At 58.5% G+C, this 24,171-nt stretch carries 19 protein-coding genes; 8 read left to right on the top strand and 11 right to left on the bottom strand.

The window, feature by feature from the left end; all coding sequences use genetic code 11:
* Window positions 1-61 precede the first annotated feature (61 nt).
* On the bottom strand, window positions 62-1,459 hold the full coding sequence (locus SJY33_RS14730; protein WP_379923652.1) for a Y-family DNA polymerase: 1,398 nt from the start codon (window positions 1,457-1,459) through the stop codon (window positions 62-64).
* Window positions 1,460-1,592: 133 nt separating this feature from the next.
* On the opposite strand from SJY33_RS14730, the gene SJY33_RS14725 reads away from it, so the two are divergent.
* The 3 genes from SJY33_RS14725 to SJY33_RS14715 all read left to right on the top strand — a co-directional run bounded on the left by SJY33_RS14725 (window position 1,593) and on the right by SJY33_RS14715 (window position 5,767).
* Window positions 1,593-3,101 (top strand): deoxyribodipyrimidine photo-lyase/cryptochrome family protein, encoded by a 1,509-nt coding sequence (locus SJY33_RS14725; RefSeq protein WP_379923651.1) that lies wholly within the window; start codon window positions 1,593-1,595, stop codon window positions 3,099-3,101.
* A complete protein-coding gene (locus SJY33_RS14720; RefSeq protein ID WP_379923649.1) occupies window positions 3,098-4,579 on the top strand; it encodes a DNA photolyase in 1,482 nt (493 codons plus the stop codon). The genes SJY33_RS14725 and SJY33_RS14720 overlap by 4 nt, the downstream gene beginning before the upstream one ends.
* A gap of 288 nt (window positions 4,580-4,867) precedes the next feature.
* Window positions 4,868-5,767 (top strand): sterol desaturase family protein, encoded by a 900-nt coding sequence (locus SJY33_RS14715; RefSeq protein WP_379923648.1) that lies wholly within the window; start codon window positions 4,868-4,870, stop codon window positions 5,765-5,767.
* Between the two features lie 200 nt (window positions 5,768-5,967).
* Here SJY33_RS14715 and SJY33_RS14710 read toward each other — a convergent pair whose 3' ends face one another.
* The 4 genes from SJY33_RS14710 to SJY33_RS14695 all read right to left on the bottom strand — a co-directional run bounded on the left by SJY33_RS14710 (window position 5,968) and on the right by SJY33_RS14695 (window position 12,587).
* The gene (locus SJY33_RS14710) at window positions 5,968-6,270 is read right to left on the bottom strand and encodes a hypothetical protein (RefSeq protein ID WP_379923647.1); all 303 of its coding nucleotides are present in this window, start codon (window positions 6,268-6,270) and stop codon (window positions 5,968-5,970) included.
* Window positions 6,271-7,564: 1,294 nt separating this feature from the next.
* Window positions 7,565-9,985, bottom strand: a complete 2,421-nt coding sequence (locus tag SJY33_RS14705; protein WP_379923646.1) for a YbcC family protein — start codon at window positions 9,983-9,985, stop codon at window positions 7,565-7,567.
* Window positions 9,986-10,027: 42 nt separating this feature from the next.
* Entirely contained in the window at window positions 10,028-11,593 is a 1,566-nt protein-coding gene (locus tag SJY33_RS14700) for a proton-conducting transporter membrane subunit (RefSeq protein ID WP_379923645.1), read from the bottom strand.
* Window positions 11,594-11,705: 112 nt separating this feature from the next.
* On the bottom strand, window positions 11,706-12,587 hold the full coding sequence (locus SJY33_RS14695) for a LysR family transcriptional regulator (RefSeq protein ID WP_379923644.1): 882 nt from the start codon (window positions 12,585-12,587) through the stop codon (window positions 11,706-11,708).
* 269 nt (window positions 12,588-12,856) lie between these two features.
* Here SJY33_RS14695 and SJY33_RS14690 point away from each other — a divergent pair, with 269 nt between their 5' ends.
* Both SJY33_RS14690 and SJY33_RS14685 read left to right on the top strand, forming a co-directional pair.
* Window positions 12,857-13,873, top strand: a complete 1,017-nt coding sequence (locus SJY33_RS14690) for a hypothetical protein (RefSeq protein WP_379923643.1) — start codon at window positions 12,857-12,859, stop codon at window positions 13,871-13,873.
* Between the two features lie 42 nt (window positions 13,874-13,915).
* Window positions 13,916-14,281 (top strand): ArsR/SmtB family transcription factor, encoded by a 366-nt coding sequence (locus SJY33_RS14685; protein WP_379923642.1) that lies wholly within the window; start codon window positions 13,916-13,918, stop codon window positions 14,279-14,281.
* Between the two features lie 277 nt (window positions 14,282-14,558).
* Here SJY33_RS14685 and SJY33_RS14680 read toward each other — a convergent pair whose 3' ends face one another.
* From SJY33_RS14680 to SJY33_RS14665, 4 genes are all read right to left on the bottom strand, one after another.
* The gene (locus tag SJY33_RS14680) at window positions 14,559-15,365 is read right to left on the bottom strand and encodes a TerC family protein (RefSeq protein WP_379923641.1); all 807 of its coding nucleotides are present in this window, start codon (window positions 15,363-15,365) and stop codon (window positions 14,559-14,561) included.
* Between the two features lie 214 nt (window positions 15,366-15,579).
* The gene (locus tag SJY33_RS14675; protein WP_379923640.1) at window positions 15,580-15,882 is read right to left on the bottom strand and encodes a zf-TFIIB domain-containing protein; all 303 of its coding nucleotides are present in this window, start codon (window positions 15,880-15,882) and stop codon (window positions 15,580-15,582) included.
* A 565-nt stretch (window positions 15,883-16,447) separates the two neighbouring features.
* A complete protein-coding gene (locus SJY33_RS14670) occupies window positions 16,448-17,092 on the bottom strand; it encodes a hypothetical protein (RefSeq protein WP_379923639.1) in 645 nt (214 codons plus the stop codon).
* A gap of 236 nt (window positions 17,093-17,328) precedes the next feature.
* Entirely contained in the window at window positions 17,329-19,497 is a 2,169-nt protein-coding gene (locus tag SJY33_RS14665; protein WP_379923638.1) for a prolyl oligopeptidase family serine peptidase, read from the bottom strand.
* A 73-nt stretch (window positions 19,498-19,570) separates the two neighbouring features.
* On the opposite strand from SJY33_RS14665, the gene SJY33_RS14660 reads away from it, so the two are divergent.
* Window positions 19,571-20,692 (top strand): sensor histidine kinase, encoded by a 1,122-nt coding sequence (locus SJY33_RS14660; RefSeq protein WP_379923637.1) that lies wholly within the window; start codon window positions 19,571-19,573, stop codon window positions 20,690-20,692.
* Window positions 20,685-21,410, top strand: a complete 726-nt coding sequence (locus SJY33_RS14655) for a LytR/AlgR family response regulator transcription factor (protein WP_379923636.1) — start codon at window positions 20,685-20,687, stop codon at window positions 21,408-21,410. The genes SJY33_RS14660 and SJY33_RS14655 overlap by 8 nt, the downstream gene beginning before the upstream one ends.
* A 411-nt stretch (window positions 21,411-21,821) precedes the next feature.
* Here the strand turns inward: SJY33_RS14655 and SJY33_RS14650 are convergent, their stop codons facing one another.
* Entirely contained in the window at window positions 21,822-22,910 is a 1,089-nt protein-coding gene (locus tag SJY33_RS14650) for an alpha/beta hydrolase family esterase (RefSeq protein ID WP_379923635.1), read from the bottom strand.
* 31 nt (window positions 22,911-22,941) lie between these two features.
* The gene (locus SJY33_RS14645; RefSeq protein ID WP_379923634.1) at window positions 22,942-23,343 is read right to left on the bottom strand and encodes a hypothetical protein; all 402 of its coding nucleotides are present in this window, start codon (window positions 23,341-23,343) and stop codon (window positions 22,942-22,944) included.
* Window positions 23,344-23,640: 297 nt separating this feature from the next.
* Here SJY33_RS14645 and SJY33_RS14640 point away from each other — a divergent pair, with 297 nt between their 5' ends.
* Window positions 23,641-24,147: a ferritin-like domain-containing protein gene (locus SJY33_RS14640; protein WP_379923633.1), complete on the top strand. Its 507-nt coding sequence runs from the start codon at window positions 23,641-23,643 to the stop codon at window positions 24,145-24,147.
* The last annotated feature ends 24 nt before the right edge of the window (window positions 24,148-24,171 follow it).

The following is a 24,171-nucleotide window of genomic DNA, read 5'->3' as shown; positions in this document are numbered from 1 at the left end:
TAGCAGGAGCAGAGAAAGTGTGTGAACGGCGCGGTGTGCAATAAACACCGCTCTTTGTCCGCTAAAACGAACAGAAGTGCGTCGCTTCATCCTTGGTCGGTGCTTCGCTAAAGTCTTGCTCGTCTGGGATCCGCCCGAACGCGATTTTTGCGCCCAAATATCCGCCGGGTAGTTCTTCAGGCGGGCCAAACGAAGCGGCCTTTGGGCCATGGGACGCTCGCATCTGATCCATCGCCTTGCTCAATCGTTCTCGCCGTTGCGTCTCCGCCGCCACTGGCTGGCCTGGCTCGAGATCGCTCGCGGCGGCAAACAAATCCTGTTGCACGTCAGTGTCAACCGCCAAACCATGCAGCGTCACGCTGACAGACCGCGGTGTGAACGATACTTCGCGCGAGGAGCATGACAGGGCAGCCGTGAGCGCAAGCAATATCGTCTGATCGTCATGCGCCGGTGAAAATGGCACTTCGCAACTCCAGCGAAGTTTGCAGTCATTCGGGTTTGCTGAACGCCGATATCGATCACCGCGCAAACTGACTGTGAGCTTCGACGCCTTATTGTCCGTACGGCGTAGACGACGGGCAGCACCCAGCGCCAATTGCCGTGCACAAATTCGCACCTTGTCAGAGCTGCGCCAGTCCGGTGGCAGGTTTCTGCTATGCCCAAACATGCCTTTCGTGGTCGGCGGGCGCTCGACATGGTGGCCATGCAACTCGCTCCAGAACCGCTCCCCTTCGACGCTGCCCCATAACGCTCGCGCATGCTTTCGTTCCACTGACCAGAGCGCCTGGATATCGCGAATTCCTGCTGCATTAAGCCGCGCTTCGATACCTTTGGAAATGCCAGGCAGATTATTGAGCGCCAAACTCTCGATCCGCTCAGGAAGTTCGACGGTCCGCAAAAGCATAAACCCGTCTGGCTTGCTCATTTCGGCACTGATTTTCGCCAACAGTTCGGTCTTCGCGATCCCGATCGAGCAGGTTAATCCGCTACTGAATCGTTCGGCCAGCACACGCTTAATTCGCTGCGCCAAGCTAGCGGCGTCTTGGGCTTCAGACGGCAGCAAGTGGCAGACCACTTCATCGATGGATCGGACTTTGGCCACAGGCAGACACGTTTCGATGGCGACCAGAATACGGGTGTGGAGCCGAACATATGCATCAGGCCTCGCGACCACGAAAATCATCTGCGGGGCGATTTGCCTTGCGTCTTTTATCGACGCTCCTGAGGGCACGCCCAAGGCTTTGGCTTCACGGCTGATCGCAATACACCCCGTGTGCGGCGAATCGAGCGGAACCACCCCAACCGGCTTGCCGCGAAGGTCCGGATTAAAATGCTGTTCTGCTGAAGCAAAAAAGGAATCAAAATCCAGATACAGTCGCTCTGCATCACAGTCAGATTGACCAAGATTACGATTCGAAAGCATGGGAACGATATTAGAACATAGCAAGAACTCAGACAAGCGCTTCCCGGATCGCCTTCGGCGAAAAAGAGGGGTGCTTATCTGTCCCCAGCGTGGAACTATCGGGTGTCCGATCCATTGAAATCATCATGCCAACAGGGATCGAAATCTCTTTACAATTCGGCTCACCGCTTTGACTGATGCGCTGCCGCAGGTCGTGTGGTTCAAGCGCGATCTTCGCGTATTTGACCACGCCTGCCTTGCGCAAGCTGCCACAAAAGGCCCGGTCATTCCGATACTGATGGTCGAACCCGCTTATTGGGCATTGCCGGATAGTTCGTGGAGACAGTTCGAACTGCTTCGGCAAGCCTCAGTTTCCCTTAAAGAACAAATCGCAGACATTGGGGGTGCCTTGCGGGTATGGGAGGGTGATGCACTTTCGTGTCTGGCAGCGCTGGATGACGAGATCGGCGCTTTCGATCTTTGGGCCCATCAGGAAACTGGTAATGACTGGACATACCGCCGCGATCGGGCAGTTCACGAATGGTGCGCCAAACACAACCTAACCTTCAGGGAACCAGTGCAATACGGCGTCTGGCGCGGTTCGCTTCTAGACCGGGATCGCTGGGCAAAGGATTGGGACGCGCTCATGGCGCGGTCTATCTATCCCGTTCCTACCGAAATTGAATGGCATTCCGCGAACCCGAAGGGCTTTGCCGCTGACATCCCGGGTGCCGAAACTGTCGGGCTCACCCATGACGGTATAGCGGGCATTCAGCCTGGAGGTCGGGCGGCAGCGACTGCTACCTTACACAGTTTTTTATATCACCGGGGCCGCGACTATCGCACCGATATGTCATCCCCTCAGCTCGGTGCGAAGGGCTGTTCGCGCCTGTCAGTTCATTTGGTAGCCGGGTCAATCTCGATGCGGGAATGCTATCAGGCGACCGTCAAACGTAAGGATGAGCTGAAGGATGATGCGAGCCCCCATGCCAAGGCCTGGCGGGCGTCGCTCTCCTCATTCATCGGCCGGTTGCACTGGCATTGCCATTTCATGCAGAAGCTTGAAGCTGAACCGGAAATGGAATTTCGCCCGGTAGCGCGCGCTTATGAAGGCATGCGGCCGGATGTTTCGGCAGAGTGGCATGCGGCGTTTGCCACGGGCCGAACCGGCTTTCCTTTTGTCGATGCCTGTATGCGCTCCCTGATCGCAACCGGATGGATTAATTTTCGGATGCGGGCAATGCTGATGAGTTTTGCGTGTTACGATCTGTTTATGCCGTGGCAGGAAGCCGGGACGATACTTGCGCGGCTGTTCACCGACTATGAGCCAGGAATTCACTGGACCCAGTCGCAAATGCAAAGCGGCGAGACGGGTATCAATACTCTGCGTATTTATTCACCGGTCAAACAAGGTCGTGACCACGATGCGGATGGCCGTTTTATCAGGCGCTGGGTTCCGGAACTGGCGGGCCTCGATGGCGGTGCGATACACGAACCTTGGAAGCATGGCGGCGTGAGGGGATACCCCGAGCCGCTCGTCGACCATGCTGTCGCAGCCAAAGCTGCGAGGGACGCAATTTGGACAATCCGGCGCACGCCTGAAGCCAAAGTCGAGGCGACAGATGTCCTTTTGCGGCATGGTTCGCGGCGCCGGCCAATGGCGCGCCGCAAATCCGCGCCCAGGAAGGTGAAAGCATGAACCAGATGCCGACGGATTTTTTAAACGCCGAGCTGTCCGCGCGCGCTACCCCCCTCAACAAGCATTCAGTGCGGCAAGAGGCCGATTACATTCTAGTGTGGCTGCAACAAACCTTTCGCGGCGATGACCATCCGGCGATCGACGCCGGTGTGCAGATTGCTAATGCCTTGGGGCTTCCAGCGCTCGTCTATCACGGCCTGCGCGAAGATTATCCTCATGCGTCAGACCGGCTGCATGGCTTTATAATCGGCGCGAGCAGAGAAATGGCACGCACGCTTGAGCGACGCGGGATTGCCTGTGTTCAACACGTGGTGCGGCCCGGGCATGAAACCAAAGGGCTGGTATATAGATTGGCAGACCGAGCCGCTTGCGTAGTAACCGACGCACATGCGACATTTGTGGCGAATTTTCAGGCGACCCGCTTTGCAGACAAATTAGATCGGGCCGTCATTGCGGTCGATGCCACGCGGCTCGTTCCGCATGCCTTGCTCCCATCGGGGCTAGGTGCCACGAAAGTATTTCGCGCCGCGCATAAGCCCTTGCGAGAACAGTGCCTGGCAGACCGCCAGCAAATTGAACCGGAAATCAAGCCGTATAAAGGGGAGCTGCCATTTAAGCCCGATCACTTGGCAAACCTTAGTGATGCAGGTGTAAAATCGCTGATTGCAGATTGCCGGATCGACCACACACTGCCTATCAGCGACGAGTATCCAGCCAACAAAGCCTCCGTCGCCAAGCGGGTCGAACTACTGACAAGCTCCATCATCATGCGCTACAAATGGACTCGAAACAATCCCGCCGATGCCGGGGCAGGAAGCCAGCTTTCGGCGTATCTGCATTTTGGCATGACAAGCCCGTTTGCAGTCCTGCGGGCACTGAATCAGGCCGAGGTGCCTGCGGCATTACGCTGGAAGTTCCTCGATGAGCTGCTTACGTGGCGCGAATGGTGCCATTGGCGCATGACTGAGAAGCCGGGAATGACGCAGTACAGCTCGCTTCCTTCAGCTGCGCGCAAAACAATGGAAGCCCATGCCGGTGACCCACGCGAAGTGCTGCCGCTGGAGGCGCTAATCCACGGCAATACGCCGGATGAGACCTGGAACGCAGCGCAGCGTCAATGGCTGGCCACGGGGTGGATGCACAATAATTTGCGAATGTATTGGGCGAAGCAGATTATTAAATGGACCAGGACACCTGGGCTTGCTTGGGCGACTGGCTGCTACCTCAATGACCGGCTGTCGATCGATGGCCGCGATCCGGCGACTTATGTGATGATGCGCTGGGCCTTTGGCGAAGCACGGCCCGGCTACAGCGAGCTTCCCATCTTTGGATGGATCAGCCCGAAAGGCGATAGCGCGCTGCGAAAACGGGCGGGCGTGCCGCAATGGCTCTCTGCGATGGCGAGCGCTGAAGTGCCGCAAATTAAGGTGCCGCAATCGGAAGACTGGGCCCGTATGTACACAGATGGCACAAGCTAGCAATCTATATGCGGCGGAAACAAATCGGCCATCTTCGCTCACGGAGAGAAGATGGCCGTAGTAGAAATTCGCTCACAACAGGAACGCCGGATCAGCAGCCTCTCGGGTTAATTACTGTCAATCGTCGTAGGCGTTCTCAAGCTGCTCAGCTATCCGCTTAAGGGTCACGTCAGGTTCACGAAGCAATGGTCGTCTGTTTTGTAGTCATTATCGCCAAAAGCAGCCTGTCGTAAAACGACCCCATTCAAGTCATTGACCAAGTCCACGCCGGTGATAGCTTGACAGCCCATGGAAGACCTTTCGTCCGCAATCGACTTTCTCGGCGGCCCTGCGGCCATCTGGGTCTTGGCCGGGGTCTATTTCGGGAGCGTCATGCTCGAGCGGGTATGGGCAATCCGCGGCAATCCCGAATACAAAAACAAGGACGCGCTGTGCTCGATCGGGCTGAACCTGCTCTCAAGCGTGCTCAAGCTGCTGGTGGGTATCGTCGTTCCGATCGCGATCTACGTGCTGGTCTACGACAATCTGAGGCTGGTGGATGAATTGCCGCTGCTGGCAGCGATCCCCATCGCCTTTATCGTGCATGACCTCAGCTATTACTGGGAACACCGCCTCGGCCACCGGGTAGGGCTGCTGTGGGCATTTCACGCGATCCACCACTCCTCGAACGAGTTCAACCATTCAACCGCCGCGCGCGGGTTCTTTCTCGACGGCCTGCCGCGCCCGGTCTTCGACAGCGTGGCGGCGCTGCTCGGTGTCCCGCCGGTCGTCTTCATCGCGGTCAGCGTGGTCAAGAACGCCTTCGGCATCTGGAACCACGCCAGCTGGGTCGGGCGGCTGGGTTGGCTCGACCGCTGGCTGGCAACCCCGATGATCCACATGGTCCATCACGCCAATCAGCCGCAATACATCGACCGCAACTATGGCCAGGTGCTGATCGTGTGGGACCGCCTGTTCGGCACTTATGCGGAAGTGGGAGAGGAGCCCAATCCGGGCCTCGTCAAGCCAACCTACGACTACAATCCGCTGACCGCGCAATTCGTGGGGCTGAAGCAACTCAAGGCCCGGATGGACGCGGCCGAGATGTGGCAGGACAAGCTCGGCTATCTCTGGCGTCCGCCCGAATGGTCGCATGACGGCGTGTGCCGCAGCGATTGCCCCAAATACGCCGCTGCGGAATTGGCATAAAACCACCCATGATTGGTCATGAGCACAATCGATGCGCGATCCCGAAATCTGCCCGGCAGCTTCAACCGGTTTTTCGCCAGCAGCCGCCATTCGGGAAACGACCCCACTTTGGACGTTTTAACCCAAATCGAGGCAAGCAAAGAGAGTTCGAAGATGGTCCGGCTCACGTGGGGCGTTTAGTTCCCATTCTGGCGGTTAGGCTACCGACGTTTCAGCAGTCGGATGGACCCTCCAGCAATTTCAGCAAGAGAGAAGGCCAGCATTCCTCCAATCATCCCGAGGGCAACATAATTTAAGCCGTAAATAAAGAGTGAAATACTACCAGATTGCGACAAGGGTAAGAACTTGATCATCACAACTGCGGCAATAATTGCAAAAATTATGCCAGCAAGGCCAACGACAAACCTTCGCTTTGGTAGAAAAGCTCGCACCCGCTGGCGAACAGCAAAAACGATAATCACCCCGAGGACAAGACAAACGTTTTGAATTATTTCATCGATCATGTTTCAGCTTTCGTCGTAGCCGACCGGATTTGAAAGCCTAGAATTGCGGCGACGCGCCTTGGCGGGCACATCACCCAACCAAATACAATGACGTAATCAACACCGCAACCTGAAACCCGCCATTCGCCTATCCACCCACAAGCGGCCATGAGCAGGGCGGATCCGCGATCCCGAAAGCCGCATGGCGGCTTTGCCCCGCTCGCGAAAAATTCCTGCCGTTCAGGAATTGACCCCAACTCAGACGTTCGGTGGCGACCTGCGAATTCCTAAAAGCAGCCACGTGTTCATGGGGTGCGGAACAGCTGAAAGTGGGACAAAGCGGTCGCTTCTAAGCAACATGTCGAATGACTGGTTTTGCCAGAAGCCGACAGTCAGCTTTCAGGAGAACGCCACGGGGCTCCTCGTGCCGGATTGTGGTTGGAAACCCGACATCCGCAATTTGAGAGGGTGCTACTTCACTAGGGAGTGACTGTCGCAATATCCCAGATATTGTCCGCCAAAAGCTCTTTCAGCGATTGAGGCCCCGTCGAGTTCAAGCGGAAACTCATGGAGGCCTGATGCGCAAATTAATCAGGGAGACTACAATCAGAGATTGAGATAATGTTTCATTCATGGGATCTGGGACTCAGCCCTTCGCAGGGCAACATCTTCGCCATTTGGAAGACCACGCGCGGTCATTGCAGCGCGAGGCACACGCAGCCTTGAAGCAAGGGGGTTGCGAAAGGGCAGAAGCACTGATCGACAGCGCGCATATGCTGGCGAGCGAAGTGAGTAGCCTGGTCGATGAGATGGAAGCACGTCAAACCCAAGACTATCTTCGCCTCCTCGCTCATGAACAGGCAGCGATCGATAGGTTGGCCAGAAAGAAACCGGCTATCACGAAACCGCTTGTCAATCGGCTCAAACGGCTAGGCCCAGCGATAGGCGTGGGCCTGGCAGTCAGCTTCTCGTTGGTTGAGTGCTAGGTTATGTCCGCTTTGAACCAACTGCCATGCAGAGCCGATTGTCACAACTTAAGTGGTTTCCTGTCACTCAATCTGTATCCGATGCAATCGGCTTGTGAGCCGTGTGGGGAATATCGGCTTCTGGCGGACAGCCTGTCGTAAGCGGACGCATTTCGGCGATAACGGGGATGACTGCAAGCGACCCCAGAAAGAATGTTGTAGGTCTTGATCTTGATCAGATCACAGCTGAGCAGTTTGCTATGAATTACGGGGCCCATCGAAGCACGATATCAGACGCACGCTAAATCCGGACGCGGTATCGCCGGGCAAGTTTGAGCACTACTTGATTGTCAGGCCGCGATCATTTCAGGCGGCGCAGCGCGGCCCTCGGGATCGACCTTTTCCCAATCGAGGTCGCCAGTATAGCGCCACGCCATTTGCCCTTCATCGTCAAGTGCGATCAGGTGCAGCCAGCGATTATCGAACAGCGCACGCACTTTGTCATGTCGGGCCAGAATTTCGGTCATCGCCTTCACCGGCGCCTCGATGCAAACGGTCAGCCGCAAGGGCTCGTGCACCAGCTTTTCGCCATCATGGACCGATTGCCACGGCAGGCCCCCACGCAAGGTGCCGCCATTGCCTTCGACCACGCCGATCCCGCCGATTACATTGTGGATCAACTTGTTGCCGCCGCCCCATACCTCGGGATCGACGCTGGAGCCGTAATATTGCAGCGAAATCCAGCTGGCGACCACCACCGGTGCGGTCATGATCAGTTCGAGCACGCCAAAGCCTTCGTCCTGCTGCCAGACATAGTCATGCAGGAAGGCGCGCCCATTCAGACTGGTGCCGCCGGTGCGCACGCGCGGCGCTGCGATAAAGGCCTTGCACCCGGCAAGCGCCCATTCGGGGCGGATCTCTGCCCAATCGCGGGTGCGCCGAGAAATGTCCTTGCCTTTCCCTGCCCGCGGAAGGCGCAAGGCCCGTTCACTGCGGGCGATCAACCCGGCGCTTGCCAGCCACTCACGCGCCTGCGCGATTCCATCGGCGTGGGCGGGTGAGGGATGATCCTCACCGTAGATCAGCACTTCATCCGCGGTGGTATCATGCAGCGCGCCAAGGAACAGCGTTTCAGCCGGAACGCTGATTCCGGCTGCGGCCAGCCCAGCGCGCACTTCTGGGTCATTCAGCAGGCTCGCAAGCAGCCGGGCATTGACCTCGCCCGAATAGCCGCCGCACGCCCCGCAATGCAGGCCGCTCGCGTGGGGATTGTTGACCACATTGGCCCCGTGACCCACCAGCAGCACCAGCGGCGCAAACTCGCTCGTCAGCGACATCGCGCGTAGCACGGCGCACGCCGCTGCAATCCGTTGATCTAGTGCGAGCGGCGGGTCCAGCACGGGCAGCGGATCACGCGGCAAGGACGTCGTCTTGAGAGCCAGACTATCGCGCACCAGCTTGCCGAAATAGAGTGGCCCGGTCGCCTCGACAAAGGCAAAGGACGAGACCGCCGCCAGCTTGAACCGCCCCCATGCGCGCCGCGCGCGGGCCAGATATCGGTCGGAGCGGTCCTTGGCCTCATCTTGCGCGGTGCCGGAACGACTCGTCACGCTGGCATTGAGCAGCACCGGCAAACGATGTTCGGGCACATCCGACGCAAATCTGCGATGAGATGCGCCAATGCCGAAGAACCCGGCAAAGCCCAGCGTGCAGATCCCCGGATCGAGCGATTCCAGCGCTCGCCGGAAGGTTTCAGAGCGCACATCAATACAGAAAGCCGCCTGCAGCACAGGTGCCGCCGGCGTGCAGGCCGCAGCACCGGCCTTCAGGTCCTGGCCCAGTGCCCGCTGCGCCGATCGCTCGGCTGCGTCCTGAAGGATCGCGTCGATGATATGATCCGCATCAGGTTCGCTCGGCACGGCATGGGCCGCCATCACGCCGCGCCACTTGGCGCTGATCGCAGGCTCATATTGCGCAAACAGCGCCGCTTCCCAAATCAGCCGGATGCACAAAAGTTCGGTCGGCGCGCTGTTTTTGCCGCCGCCGAGTTCTGCCTGCCATTGCTGATAACGGGCATATTGCGCCCACCCGCCCAGCGTAATCAGCAGGGCGTGAAAATAGGTCGGCCACGCCTCGGCCGGAAGATCAAGCAGCGCCACACTGCGCGCTATCGCCTCGTTCGCGCTATCAGGGGCATCGGCGACGAAAGCGGCAAAGCCATGCAGCCCTGCTATTTCGGGGGTTAGGTCATGCGTTGCAACTGCTTGCCATGCACGAAAGGCGCTATGGCGCTTGGGCGCAGCCCATAACGCTTGGCCCTCGTCCCACCAGCTTGCTGCCCAATGGCCGAACCGTTCATCGATGATGGCCGGCCAGTCGATCCCCGAAACCTCAGCCGCCAGATCAGCAATCGTTGGCAGCGGCGCACGCGCGGGCGCGGCAATTTGCAGCGACAGCTTCAGCGCGGCAACCGAGCCGGGACGCAAGGCCGAGCCGCAATTGTCCAGCGCCGCGGCAAGATCATCATCGCTTATCATCCCGCTTTCAAGCCGGGCGGCAAACCAGGCGCGCGGCATGATCGTGGCCGCCGAACTGACCCGCGACAGCAGCGCGGCGGTGCCAGCCAGATCAAGCCCTGCCTGCCCGAGAAAGGGGTTGACGGCGACGCTTGAGGCAAGCGGCCATAGCGGCGCGATCGCTCTTGCGGCTGCATCTGCAACGTCGTGCAGGCTCAGACCAGACAGTTGCTCGGCCGAATTGATCGATGGCATGGTGATACCCTTTTGTTGCGCGTGGCGTGTTAGGCTTGGCTGTTACGCTTGGTCGGTACGCGGCTGTGTCCAGCCGCCAAGCAGCCGATCAAGCAGTGCATTGGCATACAGGCCGCTGGACAGGTGGACCCGCAGCCCGGCAGCAGCCGGATGATAGGCCCACAGCGGAAACATCGACTGGGCAATGGCCACCAAACCAAAGCTGGCGACCGCAAGCACGATCAGCACCCATTCAAGCGGGCCGGGCTGCGGCGCGGCGGGCAGCGTGCCCAAGGTCAGCGTATTGGCGATTGCGTGCAGTGCGAAATAGCCCAGCGAAGCCGCCAGCGAATAGGCCGCCATCCGCCGCATCAGCGCGCCCGGCGCCGAACCGGCAAGGCCCTGCGCCAGCAGATAGGCCACCCCGAAGATCAGGATCGCCCCGAGCGCGTTGGCTTGCGGTGACTTGCTCTGGAAACCGAAACCGACGCTCATCGCGGCATAGATCGCCAGCGCTGCAAGGAATGCGGCGGCCACGGCCTTGGCATCGGGAATGGCCACCGGGCCAGGGCGACGGGTCGCCGCGATCCGCTCAACCGCGCCGCCCGAGGCAAGAAAGCTGTGTGCCTTGTACAGCGAATGGGCAAGAATGTGCAGCAGCGCCAGCGGGAATAGCGCCAACCCGCATTGCATGATCATGAAGCCCATCTGCGCCACCGTCGACCATGCCAGCGATGTCTTGACCGCAGGCTGGGTCAACATCACTAACCCGCCGAACAGAGCGGTAAAGCCGCCGATCATCACCAGACCGGCCAGCACCGCAGGCGACAACAGCAGCACATCGGCAAACCGGATCAGCAGGAACCCGCCAGCATTGATGACACCGGCGTGCAGCAAGGCGGACACCGGGGTGGGCGCTTCCATCACTTCGCTAAGCCAGCCGTGCAACGGAAACTGCGCCGAGGTGATGATTGCGGCAAGCGCAAGGCACAAGACTGCCAACGAGACCGCTGGCCCCGCTACCCCGCTACGCGCCGCATCAAGGATCGTCGCGATATCAGGCGTGCGATAGGCGTAAGTCAGCAGCGCTGCCGCGATGATCAGCGCAAGATCAGCCAGCCTTGCGGTGATGAACTGCTTGCGCGCCGCGCGCTGTGCTGCGGCGCGGCGGGGATAGAACAGCAAAAGCCGGTTCACGCACAGGCTTGTCGCGATCAATGCCGCCACCAGCTGAACAAGGTTGCCCGCGCCGACAAACAATAGGACGCTGGTAAGCGTAATTGCCAGCCAACCGGTGAAGCGCGCGCGCCCCTGTTCTTCGGCCATGTAGGTGCGCGCATAGCGCAGCACGACCCAGCCGATAAAGGCAACCAATGCCAACATCGCAAGGCTGATCACGTCGATCCGCAGGGTCAATCCCGCGCCGTGCCATGCCAGCAGGTTGGCGGTGTAGGCGGATTGGTTGATAAGCTGGACAAATCCCGCTGCCACTGCAACGAGACAGCCAAGCAGCACGGTTTCGAGCGCCAGACTGATCACGCGCGCATGCCCGTCACGGGCCACCAAAGCGGCTCCCCCAAGGACAAGGACAGCGCCGATCCCCAGCGCAAGCAGAAACGCGATCTCCATTGACTTTCGGTCTCCACAAAGCCCGATACGGGCAAATCGTGGTGCCGGAATAGGACTTCAACGCAGTTCCGATAAGTTCAATGATCCTATTTATTCATTCATATTACCAGAACTACGTGATTTTTGCGATGTCAAGCAATTGGGAGACCAGAGGGTTGGGAAAGCGCCGCGATTGGCTCATCGCGTAAAAGCTTTCGGTCAGGCCCGGGATTGTCATCAGATCGTGCAGCATTCCGATCTCCAGCTCATCGCGCACAACGATGGGCGGCGCCAGTCCGACGCCGGTTCCGGCGCGCAGCAGCAAGCGGAGCATCGCCATATCGTCAGCTTCGGCAACAACATTAGGAAGAATGCCGAGCCGTTCGATCAGCAGATCGAAATCGGCGCGCACACCGCTGTCCTTGGCTGGCAGCACGAGCCGTGCGGTGGTGAGCAGATCACGCAAAGACACTTTGGCCGGGTCCACGGGATCTGTCCCGATCAAACTGACTGGCGTCTCATCAACCAGATGGGCCGCCCAATTGGTGGTGCTGTCGCGGAAGGGCAGGCGATTTGTCAGAAGAATATCAATCTCATGTGCCTCCAGCGCCTTTACCAGAGACGTCAGGGAACCGGTGTGGACTACCAGGTGGACATCCTCGCGCGCCAACACCGGGGCAAGAAACCGAATCTGAAAATTGCGCGACAGCGTGGACACCGCACCGACCCTCAAATGCTGTTGCGCTTGCGCCTGACCGCCCGAAAAGGTCACCATCATCTCGTTAGCAGTCTCAAAGATGCTATCTGCATAATTGAGTGCAACCCGACCGGATTCGGTCAGTTCAAGCCGCCTGCCGCGCCGTTCGAACAGCGCATGGCCCATCTCTTCCTCTAACAGTCGGATCTGGGTCGAAAGCGCCGATTGCGACACATTGAGACGCCGCGACGCGTTGGTGAGATTCCCGTCATGCGCGACGGCATGGAAATAGCGCAGATGCTTGAAATTGAGGCGCATAGGCGGGCTCGCTTGCTTGCTTTGTTGAGATTTTTAGAACGATATCGATCGTATATTGAATTTATATGATCGTAACAAGCGCGCTAGACGACCAGCAGATCTCGTATCTTTGCAGGTATTCGCACATGGAAACCCCTACAGACCAAGTCCGTCAAACCGAAGGACAGGCCAGGCAAGGTCGCCCAGCGGAACGCTCGCACCAGCGGTCCCGCTCTCACCTTCGCCTTGTCGCGACACCAGTAATCAGGCTCACTCTTCCGCAAGGTCCGGTGCCGGAAGCGTGGCAACAAGGCCTTGATCAGATCCTTGAATGGCTTGATCTTGACCTGCCCATTGCCGTCAAGTCGGCTTCCACCCGGCTTGGTCAGCTCGCCGAGTGGGCTGCACCCGGGCTCGGTGCCGAATGTGCCGCGGTATTTGCACCGTGGCGGGTTACATCGCCGGCGATGCTGCAAAACGCAGACGGTGGTTCAGCGCTGCAGGTGACCTGGCTGGCCAGCTACCTGTTCGATTACGGTGCTGGCAAACTGCCCCGCGGTGGCCCGCTCGATCTCGTTCTGATGTCGCCGCATCCCTCGGCTTGCGATCAGGCACAGGCCGGATATTCGCCGCTCCCACGCGCGCGATTGATGCGAACGATGATTGCTGCGGCCAAAGCAGAAGGTCGCCGCAAGCTTGCCATCATCGTGGATGCAGGCTCGCGCAACGCCATGATCAGCCAATTGCTGCTAGCCGACCGCTCCCTGACGCGGGATGGCATCGAAATTGAAATCCTCTCAGTCGAGGACGCCCTAGGTGTGCTGGTGCGCCAGCTGGATTGTTGGGACGCGCTGATCGTAATGCCGCAATGGCGCAGTATCATCTTCGCGCTGCTGGCTGAACTCAGCAGGATCAAGCAGCCCTGGCCGCTTCTCTGGTATCGGCGCGGCTTGCAGCTTGTTACCAGCGAAGCGATCGGCCCACGGGTGGGCAAGCAGGCGCTTGATGCGCCGTTGCTGGTGCTGGGATTGATTGCAGCGATGCGGCAGCAGGGCCAGCCGCAAGCCGCCCAGCAGCTCTACGAGGGAGCCGCCCAGTTGTGGGACCGAGGCATTGCGACGCCGGGCCGTCCATCGGTTGCGCCTTATGCCCATCACCTCAGTGATGAGGAATTCCTTCTCCAGGTCATCAAGGCGGCGCCAGCGAAAAACCATCGACCAATCCAGCGTTGGGGTTTGCTGACTGGCCTAGGACCGCAGGAAAGTGCCCGCCTTAAGAGCGATCTGCGGCTTGTCGTGCCAGAGTAAGCGGACAGCTATTTAAACTTCAGCAAAAAAGGATCGCGCAAAATGCCGAGCCGAACAATTGTAGCCACTGAACTTGCCAATTTGCTTCGCCAGATTTCGCATCCCGATCGCATCCGACTGATCCAGGAGTTGCAGGTGGGAGGCCATACGGTCAGCGAAATGGCAGCCAATCTCGACATTACCGCAACCAGACTTTCGCAACATCTCGCGGTGCTTAGGTCGCAAGGATTGGTAGAGGTGGAGAGCAGCGGTCAGTCGCGCCTATATCGTCTTGCCCAGCCCGAGCTAGCGCCGTGGCTGATAGATGGCATTGAATTCATTGCCAATCGCATCACGCACGCCGACCACGCAGAGATTGAAAAAGCCAAGATGCTGTGGCGTGTCCAGAGCGCCGTCTTGACCAACTGAACACTCGCTATTGTCCCACAGACCATTCTGCTGTTCAAACCAGTCCGGCTCAGTAGCAGACGAAACGGCCGATTACAGACACTCGGCGCGTGGGGACCGCCATTCAGCAGCCGACCCCATGTCAGTCAAAGGCTCATCGCTCCGCCATTTTGAGGATACATCGATGAACGGCAATTGCTCCTTCCCAGAAAGGCACGCTTGGCAACTACGGCGCCTACAGAACAAGGGCTGAATTTAAGCATGATGCCTACTACCTTTCAAATCCTAAGCCTGCTCTTCATGCTTCCGGCGCTGCGAGTTTCCTACGCCGGTTTCTATGGACGATGTTGAGCATTTCGACCCCGAGCGAAAAACCCATCGCTGCATAGATGTAGCCTTTGGGCACGTGGAAGCCGAAACCATCGGCGATCAGCACCAGCCCGATCATTACGAGAAAAGCGAGCGCCAGCATCACCAGCGTCGGGTTATGCTCGATGAAGCGCGCGAGAGGGGTGGCGGCGACCAGCATGATCCCGACTGTGATGACCACCGCGGCGACCATGATCGGAATATCGTCAGTCATTCCCACTGCGGTAAGGATCGAATCCACTGAGAAGACCAAGTCGATAGCGATAATGTGCACAATGACTGCGCCGAAGGTCGCTGTCGCTGCCTTGGCGATGCCCGGCGTTTTGTCGAGTATGTCGCCTGATGCGTCCTCAGGTTCCATTGAATGGTGGATCTCCTTGGTGGCCTTCCACAGCAGGAAAAGCCCACCCGCGAGCAGGATCAGGTCGCGACCAGAAAAGGCGGTCTCAAAAGACGCCTTGTCTGTCCCTTCCACCGGGGGCCCCACAAGGCCGAGATCGAAAAGTGGCTGCTGCAAGGTGACGATCCAGCCGATGAGCATTAACAACCCGATCCGCATTACCAGTGCCAACATGAGGCCAATACGGCGAGCACGTTCCTGCTGGTGTAAAGGCAGCTTGTTGGAGAGGATTGCGATGAAGATGAGGTTGTCCACCCCCAACACCACTTCAAGTGCGATAAGGGTAAGCAGCGCAAGCCACGCGGTTGGATCGGTGAGAAGGGCGAGAATGTCCATCGACGCGGCTTGGCGAAACATGGGCCAAGGAGCAAGCAGGCCTTACATGGTGGGCTGAATGAATGTCGCTGACCTACGCGTCCAACCGAATTTGCCGGGGTCGCGTGGCCTGCCAGTTAACGCCCGCGGCCAGTAATCGCGACAGCGATCATCGCTAGGGTCGATCTCGTGTTTAGGCTGAAGTTTCTCATCCAAGACGGCAACCTTCCGACAATCAGTCAAAAATGTCGAAGATCGAACTGCGCTTCTTTCGGTAACCGGTGCGATCGCCATATTCTCCACGCTCGCCCCGTTCCCCGCGCTCGCCTTGGTCTCCATAATAGGGTTGCTGTGGCGGAGGTGCGCGGTTTTTGCTGGGTGGGGGCGATGCGTTGTCCTGCGCTCCGGCCATAAGCTTTTCTAGCTCCCCCCTATCGAGCCAAACGCGGCGGCAAGTCGGGCACATATCGAATTGCACACCGTCACGGTCAACAGTCTGCATCGGGCTGTTGTCGTTCGGGCACAATAGCAGGGGCATGAGAGTGTCCTTCTAAAGCAACGCGCTTAAGGCGCTCGGCGATCGTGCTTTCAACGGAAATTCGCGACTAACGCTCGCTGGATAGCTTCGCCTTAGCATGCAATGGACAGGCGACTTAAACAAGTGATGTCGGCCGATGCTTCGACTTAAGGTCTTCTTACGAAAAGCAAACGGTCAAGATTCTACTCAGTTGCGGTCATAAGCGCGGCCGATGCGTGATCCCGAATGCGGGATGGCGGCTTCGAGCGGAACCAGACGTTCAACTTGGTGCATGTGAACGACCGGCTTTAGGTCGATAGGCGACGCATTACCCGGCTGCGATCAACGGCAGCTATGGCGTTCTGTCACCCCGAAAGCGGTCAGGCAGCTCTCCACCCACAATCGGTCATGAGCCGCGCCTGTTCGCGATCCCGATACCTACCGGGCAGCTTCAGCGGGTTTCTCGCCGAAAGCCGAAATTCTAAAAGCGACCCAAATCAGACATAAGACGCCGCACGATTGCGAATGCAGACCAGTGCCGTTGCTGAGCCGCTTGACGTTCGAGCCAACTGGAGTGAGTTGGACCTCAACGTTCTTGCCAAACCGTCCAATTCGTTGGGCAGGCCTTAACGGATTGCGGCTGAGATTGCGGCCCATCGATAGTCCAGCAGTCGTCAAATATTGAGCAATAGCAGGCGCGCACCGCTATCTCCTCTCGGGCAGCGTCGAGAAGATCAACCATTTCGCCATTGACAGGCACGGCCGGGAAACTCATGAACAGCACCTCTTCGCCGGGACGTAGCGCGACGTTGACGATGGGTGATGTACGAAGCTGCATCGCCCTGTTTTCTTGGTAGTCACAACAAGCCGAGAGTAGGTCGACGGGTGATCGCATTGCGCGCCCACGGAATCTGACTTCCACCGGGCCGATGAGCGCCGGGCCCAAACCGTTATTGGTGAAGGACAGATTGATGAGACGCTGACCATCAGCGGTATAGTTCCCAGTGCGATAAGCTACGATCGGCCAAGCCGCTGCCTGCTGCATACGTTGTGTAGCGCCAGCCTGGACATAGGTCCCATAAGCAACCACAAGCGAAATCAGCAGCGCCGGAACACCAATGGTGAAATGTCCCACCATCGCGAAAGGTAGCCATCGTGCGAGACGTCTGAACGCCGGAGTCTCGACGAAATGAACTGAGGGCTGCCGTTCTTCAGGTGGTTCGTCTGACATGCTTGAAGCCTTAGAATTGTAGTTCAGATTAATTGGTGCATATCCATCACCTGACGAGCCCGCCAAGTCTGATTGCCATTCCCAACGTGAGAAGCTTGCTATTTTGCATTTCGTTTCTGCGACCGCCGAGCATACAAATTCACAGGCACACTCGCGACATCTCGCCAAGCGCTGTGCCGCCCTGCGAAAAGCCATTTTCAATTTATTTAGCCGAGCAAAGCATTCTCCGCACGATCCTAGCTCGTCTTTGTCATGGTCAGCACAAAGGCAAAATCATCCGCATATTCGGCATCAGACTTGGCTTTTGACAGGTCATTCATGTCGTGACCGCCATCAAAATCCACCCGGAGCAACGCGACGCCGCGGGGGTCGGCGGCCTGGAGCCGAGCCACCATCTTTGCGGCATTATGCGGGGCAGTGCGGGCGTCATTGATGCTCGTCGTCAATAGAATAGGAGGGTAGCGTGTTCCATCCTGTACGGCATGATAGCTATCCATGGCTTTCAGGCCCCGGAACCCGGCCTCATCCTTGATCGAGCCGAACTCAGGCACGTTCGGTTGGCCATTCGGTTCGAACTCGGCGCGCAGGGGATTAGACATTCCGACCTTCGAGATGACCGCCGCGAACAGGTCTGGGCGTTCGGTCATGGCCCGGCCGACCGTTATGCCTCCCGCAGATCCGCCGAAGATCGCAAGTTTGCGCTTAGATGTGTAGCCTTCAGCAATCAGCGTCTCGCAGCAATCAATTAGATCCCGCCAGGTATTTGGCTTGGTCGCTTTCTTGCCGGCCTCATGCCAAGCGCGCCCATATTCGCCGCCGCCCCGCACGTGAGCGGTGACCATGGTCCCGCCTGATTCAAGGAACGCGATACTGCGAGCGTCGAAGACGGGTTGCGAGGGCCATTGATAGGCGCCGTATGCATGGACGAGGCAAGGCGCTGTGACGATCGGTCCCTTGCGACAGATGATCGAAATTGGCACGCGGGCGCCGTCGCGCGCGGTCGCGAAAATCCGGCGATATTCATATCGCGAAAGGTCAATTGCCGGGCGCTGCTGCAGCATGGTTCGCGTTGCCACGCTGGTCTGGCCATCGATCGCAAAAATAGTGCCCGGCTGAAGCCAGCTAGTAATTCGGATCAGCGCGCCCCCGTCTTGTTGGTTGACCGCGACACTTTGCACCCAGCCAGAGTAGGGAAGCGCCACCGGTTTCAGCACACCGTCTGCCGGTTGGAACGAGAGGCTTTGCTCACCGCCATCGTTGATTGTCACGAATGTGCCGTCCCGCCCGGCGTTGAGTTCATCGTACACAACATTACTTGCCGGGACGAGCGTACGGGCATTGGCCAGCGTTCCCGCAACCGCATCAATCGCCAGCAAAGCACCGTTGGCGGCCGGACTGGTCGAAATGACGTAAAGCGTGTCTCCGCTTAGGGCGAAATCGGCGACACCCTCGTCGGCTCTGCAAATCCGTCGCCATTTGGCCTTACCTGCCAGCACCTCGTCACGGCGCGCCAGATAAATGGCAAAGGCCCGAACGTAGCCGTCACGCATCAACAAAACGACGTGATCTGATCCAATGCCGACTTGCATCTCGGGAGAGGAGATCGCGGACATCGGTACGCCAGCGTCCATGCCGGCAGCCATGATCTTGCTATCTGCACTTTGAGCAGTATCGACACGGTGGAGCCAAAGGCTTCGATCGTTGTAAAAATCCGGGCTGCCTATAGGTCGCCCTGCAAAGCGGTTGTAGAAAAAGCCCTCCTCGTCAGGCAGCCATGACGGGTTGGCATATTGCACATCGGTCAGCCGGTCAGCCAGAAGCCGGCCTGTTGCAACTTCGACAATATGGCCGATTGCATTCTCGGTTCCCGCCAGCGAGACCCCAAAAACCACATACCGTCCGCTTGGCGAAGGCACCCACCAGGAAATCGACGCGGCACCGCCATCCTCCGCGAACCTTGTCGGATCGGCCAATACGCGTTCGTGACCATCGGGATAATGTGCCACGATGCGGTAATTCGCCGCACCGGCTTCGCGTTTCTGGATGAATTGAACAGTGCCGGCCGGCTTGGGATAGATGACCTGCGTCACGTCGCCGGAAAGTTCCCCGATCCGCTTCAGAAGACTACGTTGATTGGGATAGGCGTCGAGGACGCTGCGCGCATGAGCGTCCTGTCCCCGCATGAACGGAAACCAATCGGGATCGGACTGGTTCTCCAGCCAGCGATAGTTATCAATGATCCGCTCGCCCCATAGCGTTTCCGTCACAGGTTCGATCCGCGCGATTGGCAGGCGCGGCGTCTCGGCTACCAACACAAACCGTGGGGTTAGCACGGCTCCACCAAGGATCGCTGACCCAGCAAGAAAGCGGCGACGTGAAAGCTGAATTCTTGCGTTCGCAAACATGCAAAATCTCCTTGCACAATGGCGTGGATCATCAGTTGGCTTACCGCGATCTCTAATCGGTGGACGACGACGGGTGTCGGTCAACGACACTGGTGGAATCAAGCGTCAGCGCTACAACATGCCGATGCCTTTACGTAACCGCCACGCAAGTGATCTGCCCAGCCGAGCAGTGCTCATGTCTATCGCCCTGTTCTGGGCCGGGTGGATTGTGCTGATGAGCGCGCGCGCTGCTGTGATCGGGTTTTCCGAGCCAGAAGATCTTTTGTTGCGACGCCTGGTCGCGGCTTCGGCGGGCGCAATACTGACAATCCTCTTCTGGCGAGGGCTGCGCCTCGTGAAGAGCGACGCTCCAGTTCGAATGGTCGTAATTGCACTAACGGGAGCGATCCCTGCGACGGCCGTTTTCGCCTGCGCAAACTGGTTCGTTTTCTACGGTTGGCATCCACCAGGCACATTCGCAGCGGATGTTGAACGATGGGGGTATTGGCCCGTATTTCGTTACGCTGTTGCCGACACGTCTGTGTCTTGGTTCTTCTTCTTTGCGGGTTGGGCAATTCTGTATCTGTTCCTGAGCGCCGCCGCTCGATTAACAGCGGCAGAGGCCGCCAGCACGCAGGCGCAGCTGCGAGCACTTCGATACCAGATCAACCCGCATTTCCTGTTCAACGCGCTCAACGCGCTTGCCGATTTGGTACAAAGTGGTCGTACCAATGACGCGGATAGAATGATCCTTGATCTTTCGGGGCTGCTTCGAAGAATGTTGAACGATGCTGACCTGCCTTCAAGCGTGTCGTTAGCCGAAGAAGTCGAATTACAACGCCTGTACCTTGCTTTGGAGGCACGCAGGTTTGAGGATCGTCTACATGTGGAAATCGATATTCCCGAGGAACATGCTGACTTTCAGGTACCGCGGCTGATCCTTCAGCCACTCGTTGAGAATGCGGTAAAGTATTCGCTCGGCGCTTCCCGCGCGGTTGTCACGATCCGGATCACCGCTGCAAGCGAGGCGCAGATGCTGCGACTATCGGTAGATGACGACGGTCGTGAAAGGGATGATGTAAGGCAAGGTTTCGGCATTGGCCTCAGCAACGTTCGGGACCGCTTGGCCACCATTTATGGCACCGGCGCTAATCTGACCGCCGGGCGATGTAAAGGCGGCGGCTATCGTGCGTCCATAGGGATCCCTCGTGGCTGATCGGCTCCGAACTGTCATCGTCGATGACGAACCTGCCGCCATTCGCCGGCTCGTTCGGCTTTGTGCGGCGCTGCCCGTGGTTGAGGTAATTGCGACTGCCAGCGACGGTACGACGGCCCTCGACCTTCTTCACCGCACATCAGTAGATCTCATTTTGCTCGATATCGAAATGCCCAGCATGTCAGGGATGGCGTTCAGCGAACAATTGGTCGGCTATGAGGCCGCGCCTGCGATCGTGTTCGTCACGGCATACGAACAGTTTGCGATCCAGGCTTTCTCGGTCAATGCGGTCGGCTACCTGCTTAAACCGATTGACCCAACCCTCCTGAGCGCGACGGTCGAGCGCGTCATGAGCCAGCACAAGAAACCGATTGCCAAGGTGCCGGATCCTGTCGTTTTCTGGGCACCTTATCGCGGCGCATTGGTGAGACTGGAGAGCAACGATATTGATCGCATCACAGGTGAAGACGATTACGCCCGGCTGCACTGCGGCAATACAAGCTATCTTGTCGCCGAACGTCTCTATGCGATCGAACAGCGCCTCGGCGAGGAGAGCTTCATCCGGATCCATCGATCCACGCTTATAAATATCCAACACATTGCAGCGCTTGAGCTGGACGCAGGAAGCTGGTCGGTGCGACTTTCTGCTGGCGAACGTCTCGCCGTAGGTCGTTCCTTCTTGTCACGGCTGCGCGCGCACTTGGGTATTACGAAGTAGAGGTCATAACATTCGGCACGCGGTCGCTTTCTACCGTTCCTTTCTCGAAAGCTGCCGTGACGCTTACCACCCAGTTTCAGCAGCGCGGCGCGCACCTTAAACCAGACAGGCAACTATCTGGGCTGTTTTGACAAAAATTGCCGTACGGCTTGCGACCCCATGTCAGACGTTCGGTTTCGACCTGCGACTTCCTGAAAGCGGCCATATGTTCATTGGGCTCGGTACAGCTGAAATTGGGACATTGCTGCCGTTCCCAAACGTCGTGCCGAACGGCAGCTCTTGTCAGAAGCCGACATTCAGCGGTTGCCTTGCCGGCATTGGAGAGAGGCAAAAAGTGGGCCGAGAACGGACTGTCGGGTTTTGTGAGAACAGGTGAGCAGAGCGGACCAGCGGCAAACGATCTTGTTGCGGCTAACCCACTCGGGCCATCCGATGTTGGAGAAAGAATCGCATCATTTCGCGCGAGGCGTCAGGCCCTGTCTGATCTGTGAAGGACCCGGTGGGCGATCCGCCTGCCCAGGCGTGGCCCGCTCCTTTCAACAGCCAGCTTTCCGACACGCTGCGGCCTCCCGAGTCGAGGAGCTCGGTCTTGGTGTAGGCCTGTCCGCTTTGCGACACGCCTTCGGTCGTATTCCGCCTCAGGCCCGACAAGGTCGGCGAGCTTTCCCACGCCGCGTGGATCTGTTGGCTGTTGACCGGATGTACGGTCGCGTCGCGATCGCCGTGGAACGTGATCACGGGGACATAGGTCTGCGTGGTAGAAGGCCGCTGGGCCTTACCCCTGCCCTGCATCGCCACGAATGCGCTCGCCATATCACGCGCCGATCCGCACGCGAGGCCCGAGTGGATACCCGCCGCCGCATACAACTCCGGAAATGCCCCGGCCATGATCGCGGCTGCTGCGCCACCCGCAGAGAGGCCGGCGACATAGACGCGCGGCGGATCGATCGGCTCGCTCGTAATGATCTCACGCGTGATACCGGCGATCAGTGCGGGTTCGCCGGAAGCCTTCCCCTGATCGCCCGGTCGGAACCAGTTCCAGCATTTCTGCATGTTCGCCGACCTCGGCTGCTCCGGGTAGGCGACGATGAAGCCGATCTCGTCCGCCAGCGCGTTCATCTTCGTGCCGCGCGCGAAATCTTCTGCCGTCTGCGTACACCCATGCAGCATCACGACGAGCGGGACCGAGCCGGTCAAGCCGTCGGGTCGGTAGACGAAATAATCGAGCGTGCCCGACGCACCGGCGAATGTGCGCCGGTCGAAACTGCCGCCTGACCGCGCGCGCGTTTCGGGCGGTGCCTTTTTCCCCGCCTGCTTCGCCACGCGCGGCGCGGGCAATGCGATCGTCAAATGCGCCGGATCGCAGGTGGTGGGACGCGCAGTTGGCGCAGGGTTTGAACCGCGAAGCCCACGCTGGATAAGGTCGGTCGCTTGCGCCAGCCGCCCCGCCTTGGTGAGCACCATAATTTCCGACATCTGCGCCGATAGGGGATAGGTCATAAAACGATGTCCTTTGGTTGTGGCGTGGTGATCACGCAAAACGATCCGAAAGCGCCGACTTCACGTCGGGCGATGCATGAAATGCGCCGAGGACGGACACCGAACCGATAGTGGAACGGGCCAGTTCAGCATCGACTGCAGAGTCCACGCTGAGCAGGCCGAGCACGACGAGATCGAGTATCTCCCCCTGGTCTCGCGCCTGCTCAAGTTCGGTCCGAGTCAGATGACGCATGCCGAGCACCGGGGCCTCGCGCTGCTTGACCTGGCTGGCGATGTCTTCGTGACGAGCAAGCTCGTTACGGATGGCGGTCCTGATGAAATCTGTGCGGTTGGCAAACACGCTTTCGCGCACCAGCAAGTCGATCATTCCCAGATCGACGAAGCCGAGATTGATCGTGATCTTTTCTGCCGTTGTGTTTTGTCGGGACGTCATGGCCGCCTTTAACCATCCATGGGGATGATGCAGAGATGGCGATTGAATTATGACGGACAAGAGCAGTCAGACAATATATTTTCGAAACCGAGGACAATGCCGTACAAAATGTTTCGTCCATTAAAGGTGTTCGCACCGGGAACGAGCGTGACCTCCAGACATTCGGATAAGTAACTACCAGTCGCTTTCGATGGTTTCGGACGCTCGATCAGTAAGCGTCAATTCCTTCGTTTTCGCCTTTTAGTCGACCTGCGCTGCCGGATTGGCGCGCGGCATCGTGGATATAAAGGAACATTTATGAGCGCTCCCCAAAATCTCACAGATCTCTATGTCGAAGAGCTCAAGGATCTTGTGTCGGCCAACGACCAGATGAACAAGATGGTCAAGCAGATGGCGAGCAAGATCGACGACAAGGATCTGTCCGAAATGCTCGACGACGCGGTCGCAGGCATTGAAGAACACAGCAAAACCCTGCGCGATATGCTGTCCGGCATGGAGGAGGCGGACAAATCCAAGGAGCATTGCAAGGGCATGGAAGGCCTCGTCAAGGAGGCCAAGGCCCACGTGATCGACGAGGACATCAGCGACGAAGTTCGCGCGGTCGCCGCAATCGCGCAATATCAGCGCATGAGCCACTACGGCATCGCCGGCTTCGGGACCGCAAAGGCTTTCGCCGAAGCGCTGGGCCGCGATGACCACATTGCCAAGCTCGATGAGATCGTCGACGACATCTACGGTGCCGACGATTTTGCAAGCGAGCTGGCCGAACGTTCGGTGAACCTGGCCGCCAAGCAGGGCGACTGACCGGCATCCAGCGGCGCAAGGCGG

The sequence above is a fragment of the Erythrobacter sp. R86502 genome, assembly GCF_042466465.1.
In the GTDB taxonomy this organism is placed as follows: Bacteria; Pseudomonadota; Alphaproteobacteria; order Sphingomonadales; family Sphingomonadaceae; genus Erythrobacter.
Note: the sequence above shows the minus strand (reverse complement) of the source record. Positions and strands in the feature narration are given on the sequence as shown.